Origin of the sequence: Reichenbachiella sp., from assembly GCF_039944555.1 — a bacterium.
Lineage (GTDB): Bacteria > Bacteroidota > Bacteroidia > Cytophagales > Cyclobacteriaceae > Reichenbachiella.
The window spans coordinates 75256-95379 of the sequence record NZ_JBDUYN010000014.1; the positions used below are offsets into that span (position 1 = coordinate 75256).

Consider the following 20124-nt stretch of genomic DNA (forward strand, 5'->3'; position numbering starts at 1 on the left):
TGATTTTGGGAACACAAAAGTAGAGATTTGCCTGAATAATGCAAAGCGTTGGCATTAAAAAAGGCTAATTATTTTACTTTTTTTTACTTGCGCCCCTCAACCCATTCTTTCGCATTGATAAAAGCCTGAATCCATGGAGAAATTTCGTGTGATTGTTCTGACCGGTGTGCCCAGTTCCATGAGAACAGGGAGCGCTCCAAATGTGGCATCATGGCTAAATGTCTTCCATCTTTTGAATATACGCCAGCTACATTGTAATCCGATCCATTCGGGTTGCCTGGGTATGAATCATGTGCAAATTTCATACATATAGAATAATCGTTTTCAGATTGAGGAAGTTCAAACTTGCCTTCACCATGAGCAACCCAAATGCCCAAGCGAGTGTTGGATAAACTACTGAGCATAACAGACTCGTTCTGCGGAATGGTCACATCTAAGAATATAGATTCAAATTTCCCGGACGCATTGTGCGCCATCTTAGGATGACTCTCAATTTCAGGAAAAACCAGACCCAATTCCATCATCAACTGGCAGCCATTGCATACGCCTAAGCTAAGCGTATCTGGTCTTGCGTAGAAATTTTTCAGGGCGGCATTCGCTTTTTCGTTATATAAAAAGGCACCTGCCCAACCTTTAGCTGATCCCAGCACATCCGAATTGGAGAAGCCGCCAACAAAGACGATCATGTTCACATCGGACAAATCCTCTCTGCCTGAAATCAGATCTGTCATATGTACGTCTTTGACGTCGAAGCCAGCCAAATGCAGTGCATAAGCCATTTCTCTATCTCCATTTACCCCCTTCTCTCGAATAATCGCAGCTTTGACACCCGAATTTTCTTTTCTCTTCTGGCTCAGGTTCAAATCACTCAATTTCCCGGTCCAATTGACCGGAAACTGATACTTCAAGCTTTGTTTTTTGTAATTATTGAACCTTGATTTTGCGTGAACTTGATCGGTCTGGTGTTGCTCTAAAAGGTAGGAGGTTTTGAACCAGGTATCTCTTAAACTGTCAATGTCAAGGGAGAAAGTTTCTCCACTTGATTTGATATCCAGTTTTCTGTCCAGGCTAATGTTACCGATGGTCTCGTAGCTGATACCCTCAAGTGCATCTAGCGTAGTTTCATTGTTTACTTGAATCACAAGCCCAGGACTTTCACTAAAGGCAATTTGAGAAAGAGAGACATTATAGCTGCTCAAATCGATGCTGGCCCCTGTCTGTGCAGTGGGAAAATGCATTTCTAACAAAGTAGTAATCAAACCTCCCGATGATACATCATGACCAGCTAGTATTTCCTCATCTTTTATCATAGTCTGGATGGCTGCAAAGACCTTCTTGAAGTAATTAGCTTCAGGTGAGCTCACCGGATTGGTACCTACAACATTTTTTACCTGACCATAACTGGATCCATCCAATCCAAAAGTACCATCTGAAAGAGGTACGTAGAGCAACGCAGAATTAGCAACGGGTTTAATGTCTGGCGTTATCGTTTGACGAATATCAGATACTTCTCCAACGGTAGAAATGATCACCGTACCGGGAGAGTCCACTGATTTGCCATCATTGTATTTTTGAGTCATAGACAGTGAATCTTTCCCTGTCGGAATATTGATTCCCAGTGCAATCGCATACTCACTGACTGCTTCTACCGCTTGATATAATCGAGCTCTCTCACCATCTGTTTTTGTTGGCCACATCCAGTTGGCACTAAGCGATACACCGCTCAGTCCATGAGATAGAGGTGCCCATACCAGGTTGGTTAAAGCCTTGGTGATTGCCAGTTGAGATCCTTTCGATGGATTGGCAATGGCTGCAACCGGAGCATGACCTAGAGATGTTGCTATTCCTTTGTTGCTGACAAAATCAAGTGCCATTACAGCTACATTGTTCAACGGAAGTTGAATTTCACCGCAGGTCTGTTGGGTAGCCACCCGGCCAGTCACTGATCTATCTACCTTGTTTGTGAGCCAATCCTTGCAAGCCACGGCCTCAAGCTGCAACAGCTGTCTCAAATCCTCGACAAAATTTGCTTCATTCGCAGCTACATTCTGATACGACTTGTTGAGCGAAGAATCTTTGAGGACAGTTTTCGGTGCGGAACCGAACATGTCGTGGAGGCCCCAGTCCATGGCAGCCTTATCGCTGGCCTTATCTTTCATGGTGAATTTCATATCGCCAGTTGCCTCGCCTGCTACAAACAGCGGAGCGCGCTCACGATCTGCAATTTCTTTTAGTCCCTGTATGTCTTTTTCAGCGATAGCTAAGCCCATTCTCTCCTGAGACTCATTTCCAATGATTTCCTTGTTGGACAAGGTAGGGTCACCAACGGGCAATTGGTCAATATTGATTTGACCTCCGATATCTTCAATCAATTCAGATAGACAATTTAAATGCCCTCCCGCACCATGATCGTGTACTGATATGATTGGGTTATTGTCGCTTTCAGCTAAGGCTCTAAGTGCATTGGATACCCTTTTTTGCATCTCGGGATTAGATCGCTGGATGGCGTTGAGTTCTATAGCATTGGAATGTTCGCCAGTGGATACCGACGAAACGGCACCTCCGCCCATTCCAATTCTGTAGTTGTCTCCTCCCATTACTACAATTTTATCTCCCTTGGAAAGGGCCTTTTTCTGTGCGTGTTCGAGCTTGCCATATCCGACACCACCAGCCATCATGATGACCTTGTCGAATCCTTGAATATCATCATTTTCCTCATGCTCGAAAGTGAGAACACTACCGCAAATAAGTGGCATTCCGAATTTGTTGCCAAAATCACTGGCTCCATTAGATGCCTTGATCAAAATGTCGAGAGGAGTCTGATAGAGCCAATCTCTGGCCTCAATATTTTCTTCCCACTTCTTTCCTTTTTCCAGACGTGGGTAGGAAGTCATATAAACGGCTGTTCCTGCCAGAGGAATACTGCCTTGCCCTCCAGCCATACGGTCTCTGATTTCACCTCCGGATCCGGTTGCGGCTCCGTTGAATGGTTCAACCGTAGTTGGGAAATTGTGAGTTTCAGCTTTAAGCGAAATAACAGATTCGATGTCCTTGGTTTCGAAATAGTCGGCCTTGTTTTGCGTTTTAGGAGCGAATTGCTCAATATTAGGTCCTTTTATAAAAGCGACATTGTCTTTATAGGCAGATTCTATTTGGCCGGGATGCTCCTGTGATGTTTTTTTGATGAGTTTAAAAAGTGATTCTGGCTTCTCTTCTCCATCGATTATGAACTGTCCATTGAAGATCTTGTGACGACAGTGTTCAGAATTGACCTGGGAAAATCCAAATACTTCGCTGTCGGTCAGGGGTCGTCCTAATCGATCAGAAACTTCTTCCAAATACAAAACTTCTTCTTCACTTAGAGCCAGTCCTTCACTCTCATTGTAACTTCTGATGTCGTCAATATCCAGAATAGCTTCTGGTTTGTTGTTGATAGTGAAAACCTCTTCATTAAGTGATTCATACCTTTGATTAAGCATCGGGTCAAAGGTGCCTTCGGTATGGAACTCTTCAATCCGCTCAATCCCTGAAATACTCATATTTTGTGTGATTTCTACGGCATTTGTACTCCATGGTGTAATCATCTCCTGACGCGGCCCAATAAAGTTGCCCTCAATTGATTTTTCTGTGAGTACTTCAGCATTTCCAAATAGCCATTTAAGCTTTTCGATGCTTGCAGGAGTAAGGTCGGATGTAGATTTGAGCAGGTAGTAGGTGGTGGGATTTTTCTTGAATATTGATATCATCGAAGAAGGACTGTTTTGATGCCGCAAAAATAGGATGAATGAGGGAAAAGTGTTGTATGGGATGGAGTATTATTCTTAATTTTTCTGTCTCTATAATTTGAATGAAACAGGAAGAGTAAGGATAAAAGATTTTGGGTTGCCTCTTGACGTGCCTGGGTTCCATTCTACTGCCACCTCTCTGAAAATTCTCAGAGCCTCCCGATCACAATCTTCTGAAAGGCTTTTGAGTATATAGTGATTTGTTACTTGGCCGGTTTCACTTATTGTATAGGCAATATGAACAGTCCCTTGAAGACCTATTTTTTTAGCACTTTTTGGATAATTCATTTCCTTGGTTAGTTTCTCATAATATTTTGGAAAGCCAATTTTTGGAGCCGGTAAAGTGTTGATTTGAGTGTAGCTGAATTTTGTACTATCGGGCAAAGTACTCTTTCCTTGCAGTAATTCTCCGTTTTTATATTTTTCAACATAAAATGAATTAGCGTTGGCATAGTATCCTTTCCAGGTTCCACTTCGCATTCCTTTGAATATTTTCCCTTTTGCTGCAACGCTAAAATCACTATAATACTCTATTAGGTTTCCCATACCATCTTTGACCATCTGGTTGCCTAATGAGTCCCAAAAATTATAAGTCAAGTGGTTGATTTCTGTTGACGTTGAATAAGCAGTGTATTGCCTCTCAAGCTCTTTTTGGCCATTGGGATACCAGGAAACATATCCTCCAAAAATATGCCCATTTTTTAGTTGGTATTTTTCCTTCACCTGACCATTTTCGAAATATTCTGTTCCGACATCAATTTGCATCCCGGTTTTGTCGAAGGTCTTTTTAGCTTTGATTTTATTGTTGGAAATATATTTCTCAACCATTTTACCAACGAAATAGTTTTTCCCTTGAGGGATCGTTCCTATGGCTTTGTAATAGGCATTATTCTCCAAGACCTGATTTCCGTTTTGGTCGTAGTAGAGTGTGGAGGAAGTTTGACCGAGGACGTGAGTGTGTACGGTGAAACACAGTAGAATTAGGCTAGCGCTCAATCCTGTTGAGTTGTTGTGATATTTTAGGAATAGACTCATTTACTAAATTCGAATGTCCAGTGTCTAAGATAATCACTTTCGTATTTTGGAGTTTATTCAGGAACTTAAAATGTCGTTTTGGAGCGATGATTAGGTCATACTTTCCGAATATGAAGGTGGTTGAAAATTTGACTTCATTAATTATGGCCACTAGTTTGTTTTGCCTGACGCGTAGTTTCTTTAGCGTAATCCAAGACCTGAGTACCATGTATCTTTGTTTCGGATCTTTCAGTTGACTCCTTGAGAACTTGATTGTCCAGGGGTTCATGAGTCGGGTTCTCTCAATGATGTTAAGAAAGAAAAAGAATGGTCTCGGATTATTCATGAAGTACCTAAACAGTTGCTGTGGCCCGAGAGAGAAAGTTGCAAACTCATAAGACATTCGCTTTACAATTCCATCTGGCGCTATGAAAATGCAATGTTCTATGCACTCACGAAAAGATAAAAGTGTGCTGGCTAAATACCTGCCACCCATACTATAACCCAGGACGGAAAATCTTTGAATGCCCAACTCATCGAGCAATCCTTTTAAGATATTTTTCCATTCTGAATGACGCAAATATTTTGGTGCATGGTTGCGATCGCTCTTTCCATGAAAGAGCAGATTGATACTAATTATTTGATAATCAGGTAATTCAGGGGTTAATCCTTCAAATACACTGTGATCCTGTCCAAATCCATGAAAACAAATCAGAAACTTTTTGCCTACACCATACAGCATATATTCTAGCTGGAGGTCAGGAGGAAATTTGTACAGTTGAGGTGAAACGTTCATTGCAGACAAAAAAATACCAGAATTTTTCGAACAAATCTTGACTTTGTTCGTAGAAACTTCGGAAACTCTTAGGATACCAAAAGTTTCCATGGTTTTTTTGCGCCACATATGATTGTAGATACTAAGGAAAAAATACTGGAAAGTGCCGATGGCCTATTTCATAGGTATGGAATAAGAAGCGTTTCTATGGATGATATTGCACGTGAATTGACTATATCCAAAAAGACCATTTATCAATATTTTAAAGACAAGGATGAATTGGTCACCTTGATTACTGAAGCGCATATATCAAAAGACCGGACTGAGTTGTCTGAAATCATTGCGAATGCTTCCGATGCCATAGATGAGCTGTTTAAACTTTCTCATTGTATCAGGAATCATATCAAGGACGTAAATCCATCCATGCTTTTTGACCTTCAAAAATATCATCCAAATGCGTGGGCATTGTGGTTGGATTATAAAAGTGTATTTATAAAGGGGACTATTCTGGATGTAATTACAAGAGGGAAGAAAGAGGGGTATTTTAGAGAGAGTATTGACGCAGAAATATTGGCGACCTATCGGGTGGAGGCCATAGAAATGACCTTCAATGAAAAGATGTTTCCAGCAGATAAATTTGATTTTACCGAAGTACAGATGATGATTTTTGATCATTTCGTACACGGATTAATGACCGTAAAGGGTCAAGAACTATATGATAGCTTGATAGATGCTAAATCTTATGAGAGTAATTAAACAACCAACAATTTTACTACTACTTACAATGAGTCTTGTTTCGGTTCACCAGGTGAGCACAGCACAAGAATCTACGATTACGCGCTTCACATTAGACGAAGCGATTACTTATGGACTTGAGAACAACCAGAATGCAAGGAATGCCAGATTGGAGGAAAAAATAGCTGACCGAAAGGTAGAGGAGATTCTGGCAGATGGTCTGCCGCAAGTGAATGCCAATGTGGATATCGGATACAATTATGAAATCCCAACAGTTTTTTTACCTGGCAATGCCTTTGATCCCAATGGAAATGCAGATGAAACCGTGGGGGCCAAATTTGGGACCAATTACACAGGGAGTCTAGGTCTTTCGGCCAATCAGATGCTATTTGACGGAACTTTCTTTATTGGACTGAAAGCGGCAAGAACTTTCACCCAACTGTCCCGAAAAGATAATATCAAAACAAAAATTGATATAGCTGAGGCCGTATCTAAGGCTTATTTTGGTGTGCTGGTCAATCGGGAGAGATATGGGTTGGTTGAGCGAAATTATGCTCGCTTGGATTCTCTGCTTCGAGATACCAAAATCATGTATGAGAATGGATTTGCAGAGAAAATTGATGTCAACCGGGTTCAGGTACAGTTCAATAATATGAAAGTGGAAAAGGACAACTTTCAGCAAATGCTGGATGTGTCTGAGTCTTTGCTTAAGTTTCAAATGGGCATGAATCTATCTAGTCAGATCGAATTAGCCTCCTCAATCGAGGAGATTGATTACTTCAATTTTGAGCTCGTAAAAGATTTTGCCTACGAACAGCGAATAGAGTATTCTCAAATGAATATTCGCAAGGAGTTGAATCAGCTGGATATTAGAAATGTGCAATCGGGATATATACCTAAGTTGGATGCCTATGCTTCTTACGGAAGGAACATAGGTACGCAGGAATTTGGTGATGTATTTTCTGGTAATTGGGCCGGTGTAGGGGTGATAGGGGTAAAAGCTTCTATGCCCATTTTTGATGGCATGCGTAAGAGGCGACAGGTTCAGCAAAGAAAGCTAACTGCTGAACAGATTGACAATTCTTTTGATATGTTGAAATACAACATTGATTTGGAAATTCAGCAGGCCCTGGCTAGCTACCAGCGAGAGATAGAAATGATGCAGGCACAACGTGTAAACATGGAGCTGGCTCAAGAAGTCTACGAAGTAACAAAGATCAAATATAACGAAGGGATAGGTTCTAATATTGAGGTCATCGACGCTGATGCCACCTACAAGCAATCTCAAATTAACTATTACAATGCGCTCTTTGATGCATTAATCTCAAAAATTGACCTGCAAAAGGCCTATGGCATTTTGCTATAACTCAACAACGAAAAACTAACAATCATGACAAAATATATTTATCTATTGACCCTTGCAATCCTGGTAAGTGCTTGCTCCGGAAAATCAGAATTAGAAGAAAAAAAGGAGGCTCATAAAGCATTGAAATCGCAGGCTGCAGAGCTCCAGGCTCAGATCAAGGATATGGAAAAGGAGATTATGGCTCTCGATTCCACTTTTGGCAAGGCTGCCAACAATAAAGTATTGGTAACTTCAATCAATATCCAACCACAATACTTCGAACATAAAATAGAGGTAAGGGGTGCCGTGGAATCAAGAACTAATGTTAATGTAAGTACGCAAATTCCAGGTGAAATAAAATCAGTAGCGGTGAAAGAGGGTGATTACGTGAAGAAGGGTCAAACGCTATTGATGTTGGATGATGAAATTACCAGAAATAACATTGCGGAGCTACAGACTGCTTTGGACTTGGCTACTATAGTGTTCGGAAAACAGACAAACCTTTGGAACAAAAACATTGGGACCGAAATCCAATACCTGGAAGCCAAAAATAATAAGGAATCGCTTGAACGACGTTTGGCCACAGCCAAATCCCAGCTCAAGCAGTTTAGGGTTACGGCACCTTTTTCAGGTAGCATAGATGCAGTGTCAGCTAAAGCTGGTGAGATGGCTCAGCCAGGTATGGAGCTGGTCAGAATAGTAAACCCGAACGACATTCATATCAAAGCGGATGTTTCAGAACGTTTCATTGGCAAATTCAAGAAAGGCGATGATCTGGATGTATATTTTCCTTCTCAACAGAAGAGAATCGTCTCCACTATTAAGTCAGTTGGGCAGGTAATTAATAGCCAAAATCGAACTTTCGAGGTGGAAATAAAACTTCCAAGTCTTCCTTTCCCGGTAAAGCCTAATCAAGTGGTAGTTCTGAATATGAGAGATTACTCCAATGAGACAGCAATCAAACTACCAACCAAATTGATCCAGCGCGATAACAAGGGAAATTACGTATACGAATTGATCAAAGAAAAGGGAAAAACGGTAGCTAAGAAACTGCATGTGGTTCCTGGTGTTTCATTCAAAAATGAAACTGAAATATTGGAAGGAGTTTCACTGAATCAAAACATTGCTTTCAAAGGATACAGAGAATTGTCGGAAGGAGTAGTGGTCAGTTTGATTGAAGAAGGTCAGCAAGGTGCAGACATCCAAGCAGCCTCCAACTAAACGCAAATTTTAAGCATAAACCAATTTTATCATGGCTGACAACAAGCAAGATGAAAAGAAAATAAACAAGCAGTTTGGACTCACTACACTTTCGTTGAGCAACAAAACGACGGTGATGGTGATTACAGCACTAATTGTGGTAATGGGTATATCAACATATATCACGCTACCAAAAGAGAGCTTTCCGGAAATTCAGCAACCGATCGTGTATATCGGAACACCCCATCCGGGTAACTCTCCGGTTGATATGGAAAATCTGATCACCAGGCCTATTGAGAAGGAGTTAAATACAATAGCTGATATTGATCTGATCAAGTCCACTTCGGTGCAAGATTATTCCACAATCATAGCCGAGTTTACCCCGACAACAGACATTGAAGATGCGCTGACCAAAGTAAAAGATGCGGTAGACCGGGCAAAGCCTGAGCTGCCTTCGGACCTGGAAGTGGATCCCAATGTTTTTGAGATGAATTTCTCAGAGTTTCCCGTACTGAATATTAATCTGTCTGGTGATTTTAGCATTCAGGAGCTTAACGACCACGCCGAATTTTTGGAGGATGAAATAGAAAAACTGACAGAAATATCGAAAGTTGAAATTCGCGGTGTGGATGAAAAGGAGGTTCGAGTCAATGTAGATCCCTATCAAATGGAGGCCAGACTGGTCAATTTTGGAGATATAGAAAACGCCATCCGCTCCGAAAACATCACTTTGTCGGGAGGTAATCTTAAGGAAGGAGATATCAGAAGATCAATTCGGGTAGTAGGAGAGTTTGAAGAGCCTGAAGACCTGCTGGAGGTAGTAATTAAGCATGAAAAGGGCAATATTGTTTATCTGGGAGATATTGCGGAGGTTGAATTTGACTACAAGGAAAAGCAGAACTACGCCCGTTTAGGAAAGGATCCTGTGGTGATGGTGGACGTAGTAAAAAGAAGTGGCGAAAACTTGCTGATTGCTACCGATAAAATCAATGTTATTCTGGAGGACGCGAAGAAAAATAGATTCCCCAAGGGATTGGAAGTAACCATTACTAACGACCAGTCACAGCAGACGCGCGACATGGTGGACAGTCTGGAAAACAATATCATCTCGGGAGTAATTCTAGTAGTAGTGGTGTTACTATTTTTTCTAGGCTCAAGAAACGCACTGTTCGTAGGAATAGCTATTCCGCTGTCCATGTTTATGTCATTTATGATCTTGGGTATGTTTGGAATCACGATCAATATGATGGTACTTTTTTCACTGATCATGGCCTTGGGTATGTTGGTAGATAATGGCATTGTGGTAGTAGAGAATGTGTACCGTTTGAGAGAGGAAGGGCTTTCTGCCTTTGAAGCTACCAAGCGAGGAGTTGGAGAGGTGGCCTTACCTATCATTGCGTCTACCGCGACTACATTGGCTGCCTTCTTGCCATTAGCTTTCTGGCCAGGGATTATGGGGGAATTTATGAAATTTTTGCCCATAACATTGATGGTTACACTCGGGTCTTCCTTGTTCGTAGCACTGGTGATCAATCCTGTATTGATCACTATGTTGATGAAGTTGGATAGTGGTGAAAAAAGGAATGACAGAAAAATGTTGACCATTATTGGGAGTGCTGCACTTATTGGAATTCTACTCTTATTTGCTCAAATGACTGTTATGAGCAACCTGGCATTTGCTGTTGCATTCATAACTGCGCTTAATGTCTATGTGTTAGTGCCGCTCTCGAGAAGATTTCAAAGTGTATTTCTACCCTGGATAGAATCACTTTATGGAAGAACTTTGAAATATGCACTGACAGGATGGAAGCCAAATTTATTTTTCTGGGGAACAGTCATGTTGCTGTTCTTTTCCATCGGGTTGATGAACGTATTTCCACCACCTGTAGAGTATTTTCCGAAGACAGATCCAAAATATGTCAACGTCTTTATCGAATTCCCAATTGGGACCGACGTGGTAACTACTAACAAATTTACTAAAGAAGTAGAAGATAAGGTATTTGATGTGATTGCGCCTTATTCCAGTATTGTTGAGTCGGTCACTGCCAATGTGGGGCAGGGAACAGCTGATCCTAATGACCCTTCAGCCTTTGGGCAAAAGGATACGCCAAACAAGGCGAGAATTACGGTAAATTTTGCGGAATTTAAATATAGAGGAGATATTTCTACCAAAACGATATTGGACGAACTAAGAGCATCTGTCAACCAGTTTCCCGGAGTTGCCGTGACAGTTGATCAGAATGCCGATGGGCCACCTGCAGGTAAACCTATCAGTATCGAGATCTCTGGAGATAACTTTGAGGAACTGATAGATATTTCTGAGCAAATGAAGAGCTTTATCAATCAATCTGGAATAGAGGGTATTGAGAAGTTGAAAATGGACCTGGAAACAGGAAAACCTGAGCTTATTGTTGATATCGACCGCGAAAAAGCAAGAAGATTTGGTCTTTCTACCCAAGGCATAGCGATGGAAGTCAGAACAGCACTTTTCGGCAAAGAGATATCCAAGTTCAAGCAAGGTGAAGACGACTATGAGATTCAACTGAGGCTGAAAGAAGAATACCGGTATGATGTAGATGCACTGATGAACAAAAGTGTGGTTTACAGAAATCAAACCAATGGCAATATGCATAGTGTTCCGATTTCATCAGTAGCAAAAGCTGAATTGAGTTCTACCTATGGGTCAATTAGAAGAAAAGATTTGGACCGCGTTGTAACCATCAGCTCCAATGTAATTAGCGGATTTAATCCTACGCAAATCAATGATGAAATCAAGGAACTTTTGGCCGACTTCAAAATGCCCACAGGTTACGAATATAAATTCGGAGGGGAGCAGGAGAAACAGGCGAAAGAAATGGCTTTTCTGAGCAAGGCATTAATGATTGCTGTATTTATGATCTTTTTGATCATTGTTTCACAATTCAATAAGGTTACTGCACCATTCATTATCATGATGTCGGTCGTATTGAGCACCATCGGCGTGTTTATGGGACTCATTACTTTTGGAATGAAGTTTTCAGTTGTCATGACCATGATTGGAATTATTTCCCTTGCAGGAATCGTTGTAAACAATGCCATCGTTTTAATTGATTTTATTGAGCTCAGTAGAAATAGAAAAAGGGCTGAGTTGGGAGTTGACAAACTACCATTCGAAGAAATCATAAATGCGATTATTACCGCAGGAGCTACTAGACTTCGACCGGTACTGCTAACCGCCATTACCACCATCTTGGGTATGATTCCTTTGGCGATAGGTATCAATATTGACTTCTTGAAGCTGTTCTCAACATATGATGCGGACTTTTTCTTAGGAGGAGACAACGTCGCTTTCTGGGGACCTATGTCCTGGACGATCATCTTTGGTTTAACGTTTGCGACCTTCCTTACCCTGATTATCGTACCTGTGATGTACTTATTCTTTGCTAAAGTGAATAGAAAGTTGGGTATCAGTTGATATCGTATAAGTTAAAGGTAATTGAAGCGAGATCTTTCAAAAGGTCTCGCTTTTTTTGTATCTTTTTAAATGAATTAGGTGCTTATATTTGCCGTCCAAAATTAGAGCAACAATTATTACCCAATGATAAACTTCGATGACACCAAAGTGGCATTCGCAGACAAGACGAATTTTGACTTGAAAAGAATGCATTTCTTGTTCTTGACCATGAACAATCCTACTATTGCTAAGATCGGGATTTGGTTTACCACCCTTGCGCTGAAAATTAGATTACCTATCAAGTGGATGATCAAGAAAACCATCTTTGCCCAATTCTGTGGAGGAGAGTCATTGGAAGATTCCAGAAGTACCGTGGAGAAATTAGCTGCTTCACAAATTCACACCATTTTAGATTATTCGGTAGAAGGAGAGGAGTCAGAACAAGTTTTTGATGCTAATAGGGATGAAATCATTCGTTCGTTGGAGATGGCAGCCATTACCGACAATATTCCGACAGGAGTAATGAAGCTTACAGGATTTACTGCCTTTGATCTTTTAGCCAAGAAGCAAAGTAATACTCCACTGACCGAAGTCGAAGAGCACAAATACACTGCATTTCTGGAGAGAGTAGATAAGATTTGCGATAAGGCTGTGGAGGTGAAAAAGTACCTTTTCATAGACGCCGAAGAAACATGGATTCAAGATGTAATTGATGAAGTGGTGTATGGCATGATGGAAAAGTACAATAAAGAGACGGTTCATATCTTCAATACCTATCAGATGTACCGTACGGAGTCTTTACAAAATTTGAAAGAGGCACATCAAATGGGGCAAGAAAGAAAATTCAAATTGGGAGCTAAGCTAGTACGAGGTGCCTATATGGAAAAAGAACGAGAGAGAGCTGAAAAAAGAGGCTATTCTGACCCTATTCAACCAACAAAAGAAGCTTCTGATACGGCCTATGACTCAGCGGTAACTTATTGTATCGAACACATCAATGAAGTCTATCTGTGTGCAGGCACCCACAATGAAAATAGCTCACGACTGACTGCGGAATTGATGGAAAAGCATGGTATCCCTAAAAATGATCCAAGAGTATACTTTGCGCAACTGTATGGTATGAGTGACAACCTTTCATACACTCTTGCCAACGAAGGTTACAATGTGGCCAAGTATGTGCCCTATGGTCCGATAGCAAAAGTTTTGCCCTACCTCATGCGTAGAGCAGAGGAGAATACTTCAATAGCCGGACAAAGTAGTAGAGAATTTCTTTTGGTGAAAAAGGAAGTGGCAAGAAGACGGCATGATGCTTCATGATTTTCTCATGGAAATTCTATAACATAAGTGAGTCTAAATGTTTTATTGCAATGGGTGTGAATGACACCCTGGGGGACCATTGAGCGTCTAGCGGTAAGTGCTGCTCCTATCTTGAAATCGTTTAGTCTTACCGTCAATTTGTATTGTAAATTACGGTCACTGCTTTTTGGTTAAGCAAAAATGTTTAACTTCCGAGTTTTTAAGCCCAAAAATGCAGTAACCAATTAGTATGAGTAGTAGTGAGAAAAGAGAGGCTTCACTCTTAGAAGCATTCATTCCAATAATTTTCCTCATCGTTTTTTTATCCATCAATGTATCCATCTTTGGAGACGATGCTCTTTCAGGCTCCAATCAAATTGTATTAATACTATCTGCCATGGTGGCTGCGATTATGGCCAGCCGGTTAGGGTACAATTGGAAAGAGATAGAAAAATCAATTATTAAAAGTATTACTTCAGCAATGGGATCGATTTTGATTCTTTTGATGATTGGAGCGTTGGCCGGTAGTTGGCTTATCAGCGGTGTCGTTCCTGCCATGATCTATTATGGTCTCCAAATTTTAAACCCAACCATATTTTTATTTGCTGCGTGCGTCGTTTGTGCTATTGTTTCAATGGCCACCGGTAGCTCCTGGACCACCGCCGCAACAGTGGGTATTGCGCTCATAGGTATAGGTCAGGCCATGGGAATTCATGAAGGCATCGTGGCAGGCGCTATCTTGTCAGGTGCTTACTTTGGTGATAAGATGTCACCACTTTCAGACACTACGAATTTAGCTCCAGCTATGGCGGGTACGGATCTGTTTACGCATATCCGATATATGACTTATACCACATTCCCTTCTATCGGTATAACGTTGATCATATTTCTAATCCTTGGTTTTTTTAATGGAGTACCTGAGACAAGTGTCAATACCGGAGAAGTATTAGAGGCCATAGCTTCCAAATTCTACATTTCAGGATGGTTATTTATCGTGCCTGTTGTTGTTATTGTGTTGATAGTTAAAAAAGTAGCGGCGTTTCCAGCTCTTATGATTGGAACCTTGTTGGGTGCAGTTTTCGCACTAATTTTTCAGCAAGAGGTAATCAGAGAAGTTTCCGGATATTCAGGTGAATATTGGAAGACCATGTTTGTAGGCGTAATGAAAGCACTCTATGGGAAAGTGGGTGTTACCACGTCCAATGGTATGGTCAACGAGTTGTTGAGTTCTGGAGGGATGTTCAAAATGCTAAATACGATTTGGCTGATCGTCTCAGCGATGATGTTTGGAGGGGTAATGGAAGGATCAAGTATGCTAAAAGTAATAGCCCGTGCCATAATGAATAAAATTGAGTCAAGTGGGGCTTTAATCGCTTCAACAGCTGGCACTTGTGTTTTCTTTAATGCAACTGCATCGGACCAATATTTAGCTATAGTTGTACCAGGTAGAATGTATGCAGACTTGTATAAAGAGAAGGATTTAGCACCTGAAAACTTGAGTAGAACACTCGAAGATTCAGGTACGGTAACTTCAGTGCTGGTACCATGGAATACTTGTGGGGCCTATCATTCAAGCGTTTTGGGTGTAGGTGTTCTAGCATTCGCCCCATATTGTTTTTTTAATATCATTAGTCCATTTATGACTATATTATTTGGATATTTAAATATTAAAATTCGGCGACTGAGTGATAAAAAATAAGATTTGAATGGAGATTAGAAAGATTACTAAGGAGGAAGTGAATGCTCTTCCATTGATGAAATACGAAGGGAAGTATCAGATAATCGAAGAAGAAAGCCAGATAAAACAGGCGGTAGAAATTTGTAAAAAAGCCACAGTATTGGGCTTTGATACGGAAACGAAACCTGCGTTTCGAAAAGGGGAATCTTACCCCGTTGCATTGCTTCAATTGGCCTTACCAAATATGGCATTTTTATTTAGGCTCAATAAGGTCAACCTTTCAAAGGAAATTGTAGACTTATTCGAAGACCCTAATATCACAATTGTAGGTATTGGCATCAGAGACGATATCAAAGATTTACAAAAATTGCGCAAATTCAAGCCACAAGGATTTGTCGATTTGAACGAGCTGGGTGCAACACTTGGCTTCGAAAGCATTGGCGCAAGGAATTACGCCGGTATGTTTATGAATCACAGGATTTCAAAAAGTCAGCAGGTTTCCAATTGGGAAAATGAAGAACTAACGGACTCTCAAATTAGCTATGCCGCCACGGATGCCTGGATATGCTTAGAGATTTATAGCAAGATGATGGATATCAAAGCTAATTCTAAATAGGAATTCCACTTTTATCGAGCAAAATTCAGAATCTAATGTCAACCTGCTTGGGATTTTATTTCTATATTTATCCTTAGGCAGTGTATTGGACCGAGAACCTACCGCATCGAACAAAAGACACATGAACAATCTTAGAAAAAAACAAACCAACCAACTGAATCACCTCAAGAATATTGTGGCATTCAGAGAGCTGATGGAAGGTTCGGATGTCAACATTGTCTACCTGGGAAAGATTACTCAAAACACAATCAATGGTATCACAGCCATGACGGAGGAAGATATGACCGACAAGAAGGAAGACAAAAAAGTCTCCAGAAGGGTATATCACGTCATGATAGAAGCGCTACAAAATATTTGTAAACACGCAGATAGTACTGCCGAATATGCCTCAGATAGCTTAGAGGATGGATTGGCCAAGGATGGAATTTTTTTGATAGGTGACAATGACTATGAGTACTATGTTACTACCGGTAATCAGATATCATTGGATAACGCAGTCAGGCTTAGGGATATTCTGGATCGCGTAAATTCCCTGGATAAAGAAGAGCTACGATCACTTCACAAAACGACCATGGAAAACACCACCATTTCTGAAAAGGGAGGGGCAGGTCTGGGATTTATCGATATCAAAAAACGTACGGGAACGGAGTATGAGTACTATTTTGAGCCATTGTCCGCTGAGCATTGCTTTTTTATTCTTACTATAAGAATCAGAAAGGAAGAAGCCTGATTAGTTTACAGGCGACAATCTAGATCTAAAGTTGAAAGTTTCACTTTCTTTTTGTTCATAATTTAGTTAACTTATTCATACCAGAAGGAGGTATTTTGACCAGCTAGATCGTTCTGATTAAATAATTAAGTGATTTGCCTATATTTTATTTTAGGTACAAAAACGGATTGAATGGAGAGTTAATAATCTCTAATATTGATCTACGAATATTAATAGACCATATTTAATAGAATAGAGATTTAAAGTAACGCATTTGTGGTAATGGACGGATATTTCATACGACCGACAGGAACTACCCCATCAGTAAATTTCAGGCCGGGTAATGGAGAGTTGGAGCTTCGGGGAAATTCTATGCCTGATGATCCTCTCAGTTTTTACGGCCACGTCTTCAGCCATTTGACAGCATTGGACAACAAAGAGCTTCAGGCAATCAATGTAAATTTTGCACTCAAAAACATCTCTGATTCCACCACTTATCTTCACATCTTGGTGAAAAAGCTCATTTCACTAGCTACCGAAAGTCGCCCCCTTAATGTGACCTGGTACTATGAGAAAAACAGGACCACAATCCTTGACATAGGACGAGAGATCAGTGAACACTACAATCATCCGTTTAAGTTTGTTGAGGTATTCAAAATCAAGGATCAATTGCGACAGGCTTCATAATTGCAGTTTCCTCTCCTCAATTCTAACTTTGGTTTATTGTTCGTTTTTTTTCTATTAAGAAGAAAGTAAACATTGAGAGGTTTATCGTTTCGTAAATGATTTGAAAGTTATAATTTAATTGAAGAATCATGTATATTAGAAAAAACCAATTCTACCCTAAATATTAACATCATCTAATAGCACCGATATTAGGATCGGAAGGTAAAAAGTATGAAAAGAAAGATTGTTTTTTTGATTGTTGCAGTGATTGGCTTTTCCAGTTTATACCCCTTTCGGACTATGGCTAATATTACTATCGCGAGCGAAGGTGATGAAATTGCAGTGACGACACCTGCTGCTCAGCAAGAAGCAACTTCGGATGATGATGAAGCTAGCAATTCCTCTTTTGGTATAATGGTGATGCTGGTTGTATTGTTACTTGTGGTTTCAGGAGTAGGTTATTATTTTGTTTCCAATCTCAAAAAAGAAGTACTCACGAAAGATCTGCAGTTCAATGATTTTCGTCGACAATTACAATCAAAGGATGCGCATGTAGCTAAGCTGCAACAGGCTTATCAAAAAACGGTAGATCAGAAGAAGCAGATGAAGTCCGTATTTGCTAAGGAATACGACAAACTAGTTGTAAAGTATAAGGAACTGCTAAAGGTCAAAGCGAAATTGTCTGAACAACAGGCAGCAAGTGAAGAATTGCAAGAAGCAAATAAGACACTTGAAAAGACTCAGGCTTTGTTGCTTCAATCCGAAAAAATGTCATCATTGGGTCAATTAACCGCTGGGATAGCACATGAAATTAATAACCCTGTGAACTTTGTGGCCAACGGAGTAAATACGCTAAAGGACAACTTCAAGCAGCTTAATGTATTCATAGAAAATTATAAGAGAATTTGCGAGCTCGATAGCCTGGAGGAGATCAAAAAATACTATAAAATTCAAAGAGAAGACGATCATCACTTTACTGATTTGCAAACCTCGACCGATGAATCTTTAGATGATGTAGAGTACGGCACAACTAGAATAACTGAAATTGTAAACGGTCTCCGAGTATTTGCCCGTCACGATGAAGTAGAAATAAAGGAAGCAGATATCAATCAAATCCTTGAAAATGCTGCCGTTATATTGAAACCTAAATACAAGAAAAAGGCCAAGGTGCTAAAAGATTTCGATACAAATATAACACCAATTAAGTGCCTTCCAGGTCAGCTCAATCAGGCATTGGTCAACTTAATTGGCAATGCTTGTGACGCCATTGATTTTAAGGGAACCATAAATCTGAAAACAGAGGAAGTGGATCAAGATCATATAAAGGTTTCTATCAAGGATGATGGAAAAGGCATGTCTGATGAAACCGTTAAGAAAATTTTTGACCCGTTCTTTACTACAAAAGAGGTAGGAAAAGGAACTGGATTGGGACTTGCGATTACCTATGGAATCATCGAAAAACATAATGGCTCTATAGAGGTAACAAGTGAAGAAGGTAAAGGCACTGAGTTTATAATAACACTGCCTAAAAAACTTAGAAAAGTAAACAAATCAATGGATCCGGCATTAGCGTAAATTTATAGTGGAAGGAGTACTAGATAGAACATATAAAGACGAGGAAGTAAAAAAATACAGCATTCTTTATGTCGATGATGAAGAAGTAAACCTGCGAATATTCCAGCGTGCTTTTAAGAGGCATTACAATGTTTTTACTGCCGAGTCGGGGGCAGAGGCCATAAAGATACTAGAGAGTAGTTCTATTGATCTGATTATGACCGATCAGAGAATGCCGGGTATGACCGGAGTCGAATTACTCATCAAAATTGTACCTCAATATCCAAATATAGCCCGTATGATCATGACTGGATTCAGTGACGAGGATGAGATCATAAGGGTCGACAAGGAGGTAGGTCTAGATCGATTTTTGGTCAAACCATGGAACCAAGAGGATCTCAAGGAGGAATTTGATAAAGCGTTGGAATTGAGAAATCCAACAGATAAAAAAGAGGAAGTCAAACCAGCAGTGCAGGTCGAAAAAAAGCCTGACTTGGATCAAGAAAAGAAAGCAAAGCAGGAACTCAAGAAAGAAATTATTAAATCTGTCGAGGCTCGTAAAAACATGATGTCCACGGTCAACATGGATCAGGTAATAGAGTTTAATGTTTCTCTTCGAGAATCATTATTACCCAGGCAGGAGGAGCTTCGTCTTTATCTAGAAGATGCGTTTATCCTCTACGAACACAATAGAGTAAATCACAATGGATATTGGTTTGGTGAAGTATCAGATAAGGTGATTATCACCTCATTCAATACCAATTCAGGTGTGATTCATGCCTTAACATTGAATACATTTATTTGTGCCACGCTGATAGAACTCATGTACAAGGATAAAATTTACGATCCGAAAGAAATTTTATCCTCCCTATCAACCAGAATTCAAAATCGATTTTTTGGAAAAAAATACGACGAGAATATTTGCTCGGTAGATATCGCACTATTAGTGTATGACAAACAAGATGAATCTCTGTTATTTGGAGGTGCTAATCATAGTTTGTATTCCTTCAACAAAAAAGGAGAGTTCAAGACTCTTCCGGGAAATATCGCCCCACTAATACCAGGTGTTGAACCAGATATTGATGTCTTGCAGTTCGATACTTTCGAAGTTTCCGAATTGTACTTCATCTCCAACAACGTAATTGACGATAGTACAAAAAAGTCAGATAGCAACTCTGCACTACTCAGCACCCAACTACTTCTGGAAGAACTCCATAAGTTTCCGATGATAATGCAAGCAAAACTTTTGCGTGAATACAAATATAAAAGCCTGTTAGGCGTAAGATTTTAGCTATTACGTCATGTCGGTTCTGTCTAA

At 40.2% G+C, this 20124-nt stretch carries 14 protein-coding genes; 11 read left to right on the forward strand and 3 right to left on the reverse strand.

Features of this window, described 5'->3' with window-relative positions; genetic code table 11:
* Positions 1-83: 83 nt before the first annotated feature.
* The 3 genes from purL to ABJD64_RS21320 all read right to left on the reverse strand — a co-directional run bounded on the left by purL (position 84) and on the right by ABJD64_RS21320 (position 5685).
* A complete protein-coding gene (gene purL, locus ABJD64_RS21310; RefSeq protein WP_348176399.1) occupies positions 84-3746 on the reverse strand; it encodes a phosphoribosylformylglycinamidine synthase in 3663 nt (1220 codons plus the stop codon).
* Between the two features lie 90 nt (positions 3747-3836).
* Complete coding sequence (locus ABJD64_RS21315; RefSeq protein ID WP_348176402.1) at positions 3837-4820, reverse strand: TonB family protein; 984 nt, start codon at positions 4818-4820, stop codon at positions 3837-3839.
* Positions 4771-5685, reverse strand: a complete 915-nt coding sequence (locus ABJD64_RS21320) for an alpha/beta hydrolase (protein WP_348176405.1) — start codon at positions 5683-5685, stop codon at positions 4771-4773. The genes ABJD64_RS21315 and ABJD64_RS21320 overlap by 50 nt, the downstream gene beginning before the upstream one ends.
* Before the next feature lie 18 nt (positions 5686-5703).
* Between ABJD64_RS21320 and ABJD64_RS21325 the strand changes: the two genes are divergently transcribed.
* From ABJD64_RS21325 to ABJD64_RS21375, 11 genes are all read left to right on the forward strand, one after another.
* Positions 5704-6330, forward strand: a complete 627-nt coding sequence (locus ABJD64_RS21325) for a TetR/AcrR family transcriptional regulator (RefSeq protein WP_348176408.1) — start codon at positions 5704-5706, stop codon at positions 6328-6330.
* Entirely contained in the window at positions 6317-7675 is a 1359-nt protein-coding gene (locus ABJD64_RS21330; RefSeq protein ID WP_348176410.1) for a TolC family protein, read from the forward strand. Before ABJD64_RS21325 ends, ABJD64_RS21330 begins: the two co-directional genes overlap by 14 nt.
* Before the next feature lie 24 nt (positions 7676-7699).
* The gene (locus ABJD64_RS21335; RefSeq protein ID WP_348176413.1) at positions 7700-8875 is read left to right on the forward strand and encodes an efflux RND transporter periplasmic adaptor subunit; all 1176 of its coding nucleotides are present in this window, start codon (positions 7700-7702) and stop codon (positions 8873-8875) included.
* A gap of 31 nt (positions 8876-8906) precedes the next feature.
* Positions 8907-12308, forward strand: coding sequence for an efflux RND transporter permease subunit (locus ABJD64_RS21340; RefSeq protein ID WP_348176416.1), 3402 nt, complete (start codon positions 8907-8909; stop codon positions 12306-12308).
* A 123-nt stretch (positions 12309-12431) separates the two neighbouring features.
* The gene (locus tag ABJD64_RS21345; RefSeq protein ID WP_348176419.1) at positions 12432-13604 is read left to right on the forward strand and encodes a proline dehydrogenase family protein; all 1173 of its coding nucleotides are present in this window, start codon (positions 12432-12434) and stop codon (positions 13602-13604) included.
* A 229-nt stretch (positions 13605-13833) separates the two neighbouring features.
* Entirely contained in the window at positions 13834-15282 is a 1449-nt protein-coding gene (gene nhaC, locus ABJD64_RS21350; RefSeq protein ID WP_348176421.1) for a Na+/H+ antiporter NhaC, read from the forward strand.
* Positions 15283-15289: 7 nt separating this feature from the next.
* Complete coding sequence (locus tag ABJD64_RS21355; protein WP_348176424.1) at positions 15290-15877, forward strand: 3'-5' exonuclease; 588 nt, start codon at positions 15290-15292, stop codon at positions 15875-15877.
* Positions 15878-15998: 121 nt separating this feature from the next.
* Positions 15999-16607 carry a SiaB family protein kinase gene (locus tag ABJD64_RS21360; protein ID WP_348176427.1) on the forward strand — a complete coding sequence of 203 codons (609 nt, stop codon included), beginning with the start codon at positions 15999-16001 and terminating at the stop codon, positions 16605-16607.
* A gap of 261 nt (positions 16608-16868) precedes the next feature.
* The gene (locus tag ABJD64_RS21365) at positions 16869-17273 is read left to right on the forward strand and encodes a SiaC family regulatory phosphoprotein (RefSeq protein ID WP_348176430.1); all 405 of its coding nucleotides are present in this window, start codon (positions 16869-16871) and stop codon (positions 17271-17273) included.
* 210 nt (positions 17274-17483) lie between these two features.
* A complete protein-coding gene (locus ABJD64_RS21370) occupies positions 17484-18827 on the forward strand; it encodes an ATP-binding protein (RefSeq protein WP_348176433.1) in 1344 nt (447 codons plus the stop codon).
* A gap of 7 nt (positions 18828-18834) precedes the next feature.
* On the forward strand, positions 18835-20097 hold the full coding sequence (locus ABJD64_RS21375) for a response regulator (RefSeq protein ID WP_348176436.1): 1263 nt from the start codon (positions 18835-18837) through the stop codon (positions 20095-20097).
* Positions 20098-20124 lie beyond the last annotated feature (27 nt).

Excerpts from the sequence above, each read along its gene's own strand:
- purL (WP_348176399.1), bottom strand. The coding sequence starts at position 3,746 with ATGATATCAATATTCAAGAAAAATCCCACCACCTACTACCTGCTCAAA.
- ABJD64_RS21315 (WP_348176402.1), bottom strand. The coding sequence starts at position 4,820 with ATGAGTCTATTCCTAAAATATCACAACAACTCAACAGGATTGAGCGCT.
- ABJD64_RS21320 (WP_348176405.1), bottom strand. The coding sequence starts at position 5,685 with ATGGAAACTTTTGGTATCCTAAGAGTTTCCGAAGTTTCTACGAACAAA.
- ABJD64_RS21325 (WP_348176408.1), top strand. The coding sequence starts at position 5,704 with ATGATTGTAGATACTAAGGAAAAAATACTGGAAAGTGCCGATGGCCTA.
- ABJD64_RS21330 (WP_348176410.1), top strand. The coding sequence starts at position 6,317 with ATGAGAGTAATTAAACAACCAACAATTTTACTACTACTTACAATGAGT.
- ABJD64_RS21335 (WP_348176413.1), top strand. The coding sequence starts at position 7,700 with ATGACAAAATATATTTATCTATTGACCCTTGCAATCCTGGTAAGTGCT.
- ABJD64_RS21340 (WP_348176416.1), top strand. The coding sequence starts at position 8,907 with ATGGCTGACAACAAGCAAGATGAAAAGAAAATAAACAAGCAGTTTGGA.
- ABJD64_RS21345 (WP_348176419.1), top strand. The coding sequence starts at position 12,432 with ATGATAAACTTCGATGACACCAAAGTGGCATTCGCAGACAAGACGAAT.
- nhaC (WP_348176421.1), top strand. The coding sequence starts at position 13,834 with ATGAGTAGTAGTGAGAAAAGAGAGGCTTCACTCTTAGAAGCATTCATT.
- ABJD64_RS21355 (WP_348176424.1), top strand. The coding sequence starts at position 15,290 with ATGGAGATTAGAAAGATTACTAAGGAGGAAGTGAATGCTCTTCCATTG.
- ABJD64_RS21360 (WP_348176427.1), top strand. The coding sequence starts at position 15,999 with ATGAACAATCTTAGAAAAAAACAAACCAACCAACTGAATCACCTCAAG.
- ABJD64_RS21365 (WP_348176430.1), top strand. The coding sequence starts at position 16,869 with ATGGACGGATATTTCATACGACCGACAGGAACTACCCCATCAGTAAAT.
- ABJD64_RS21370 (WP_348176433.1), top strand. The coding sequence starts at position 17,484 with ATGAAAAGAAAGATTGTTTTTTTGATTGTTGCAGTGATTGGCTTTTCC.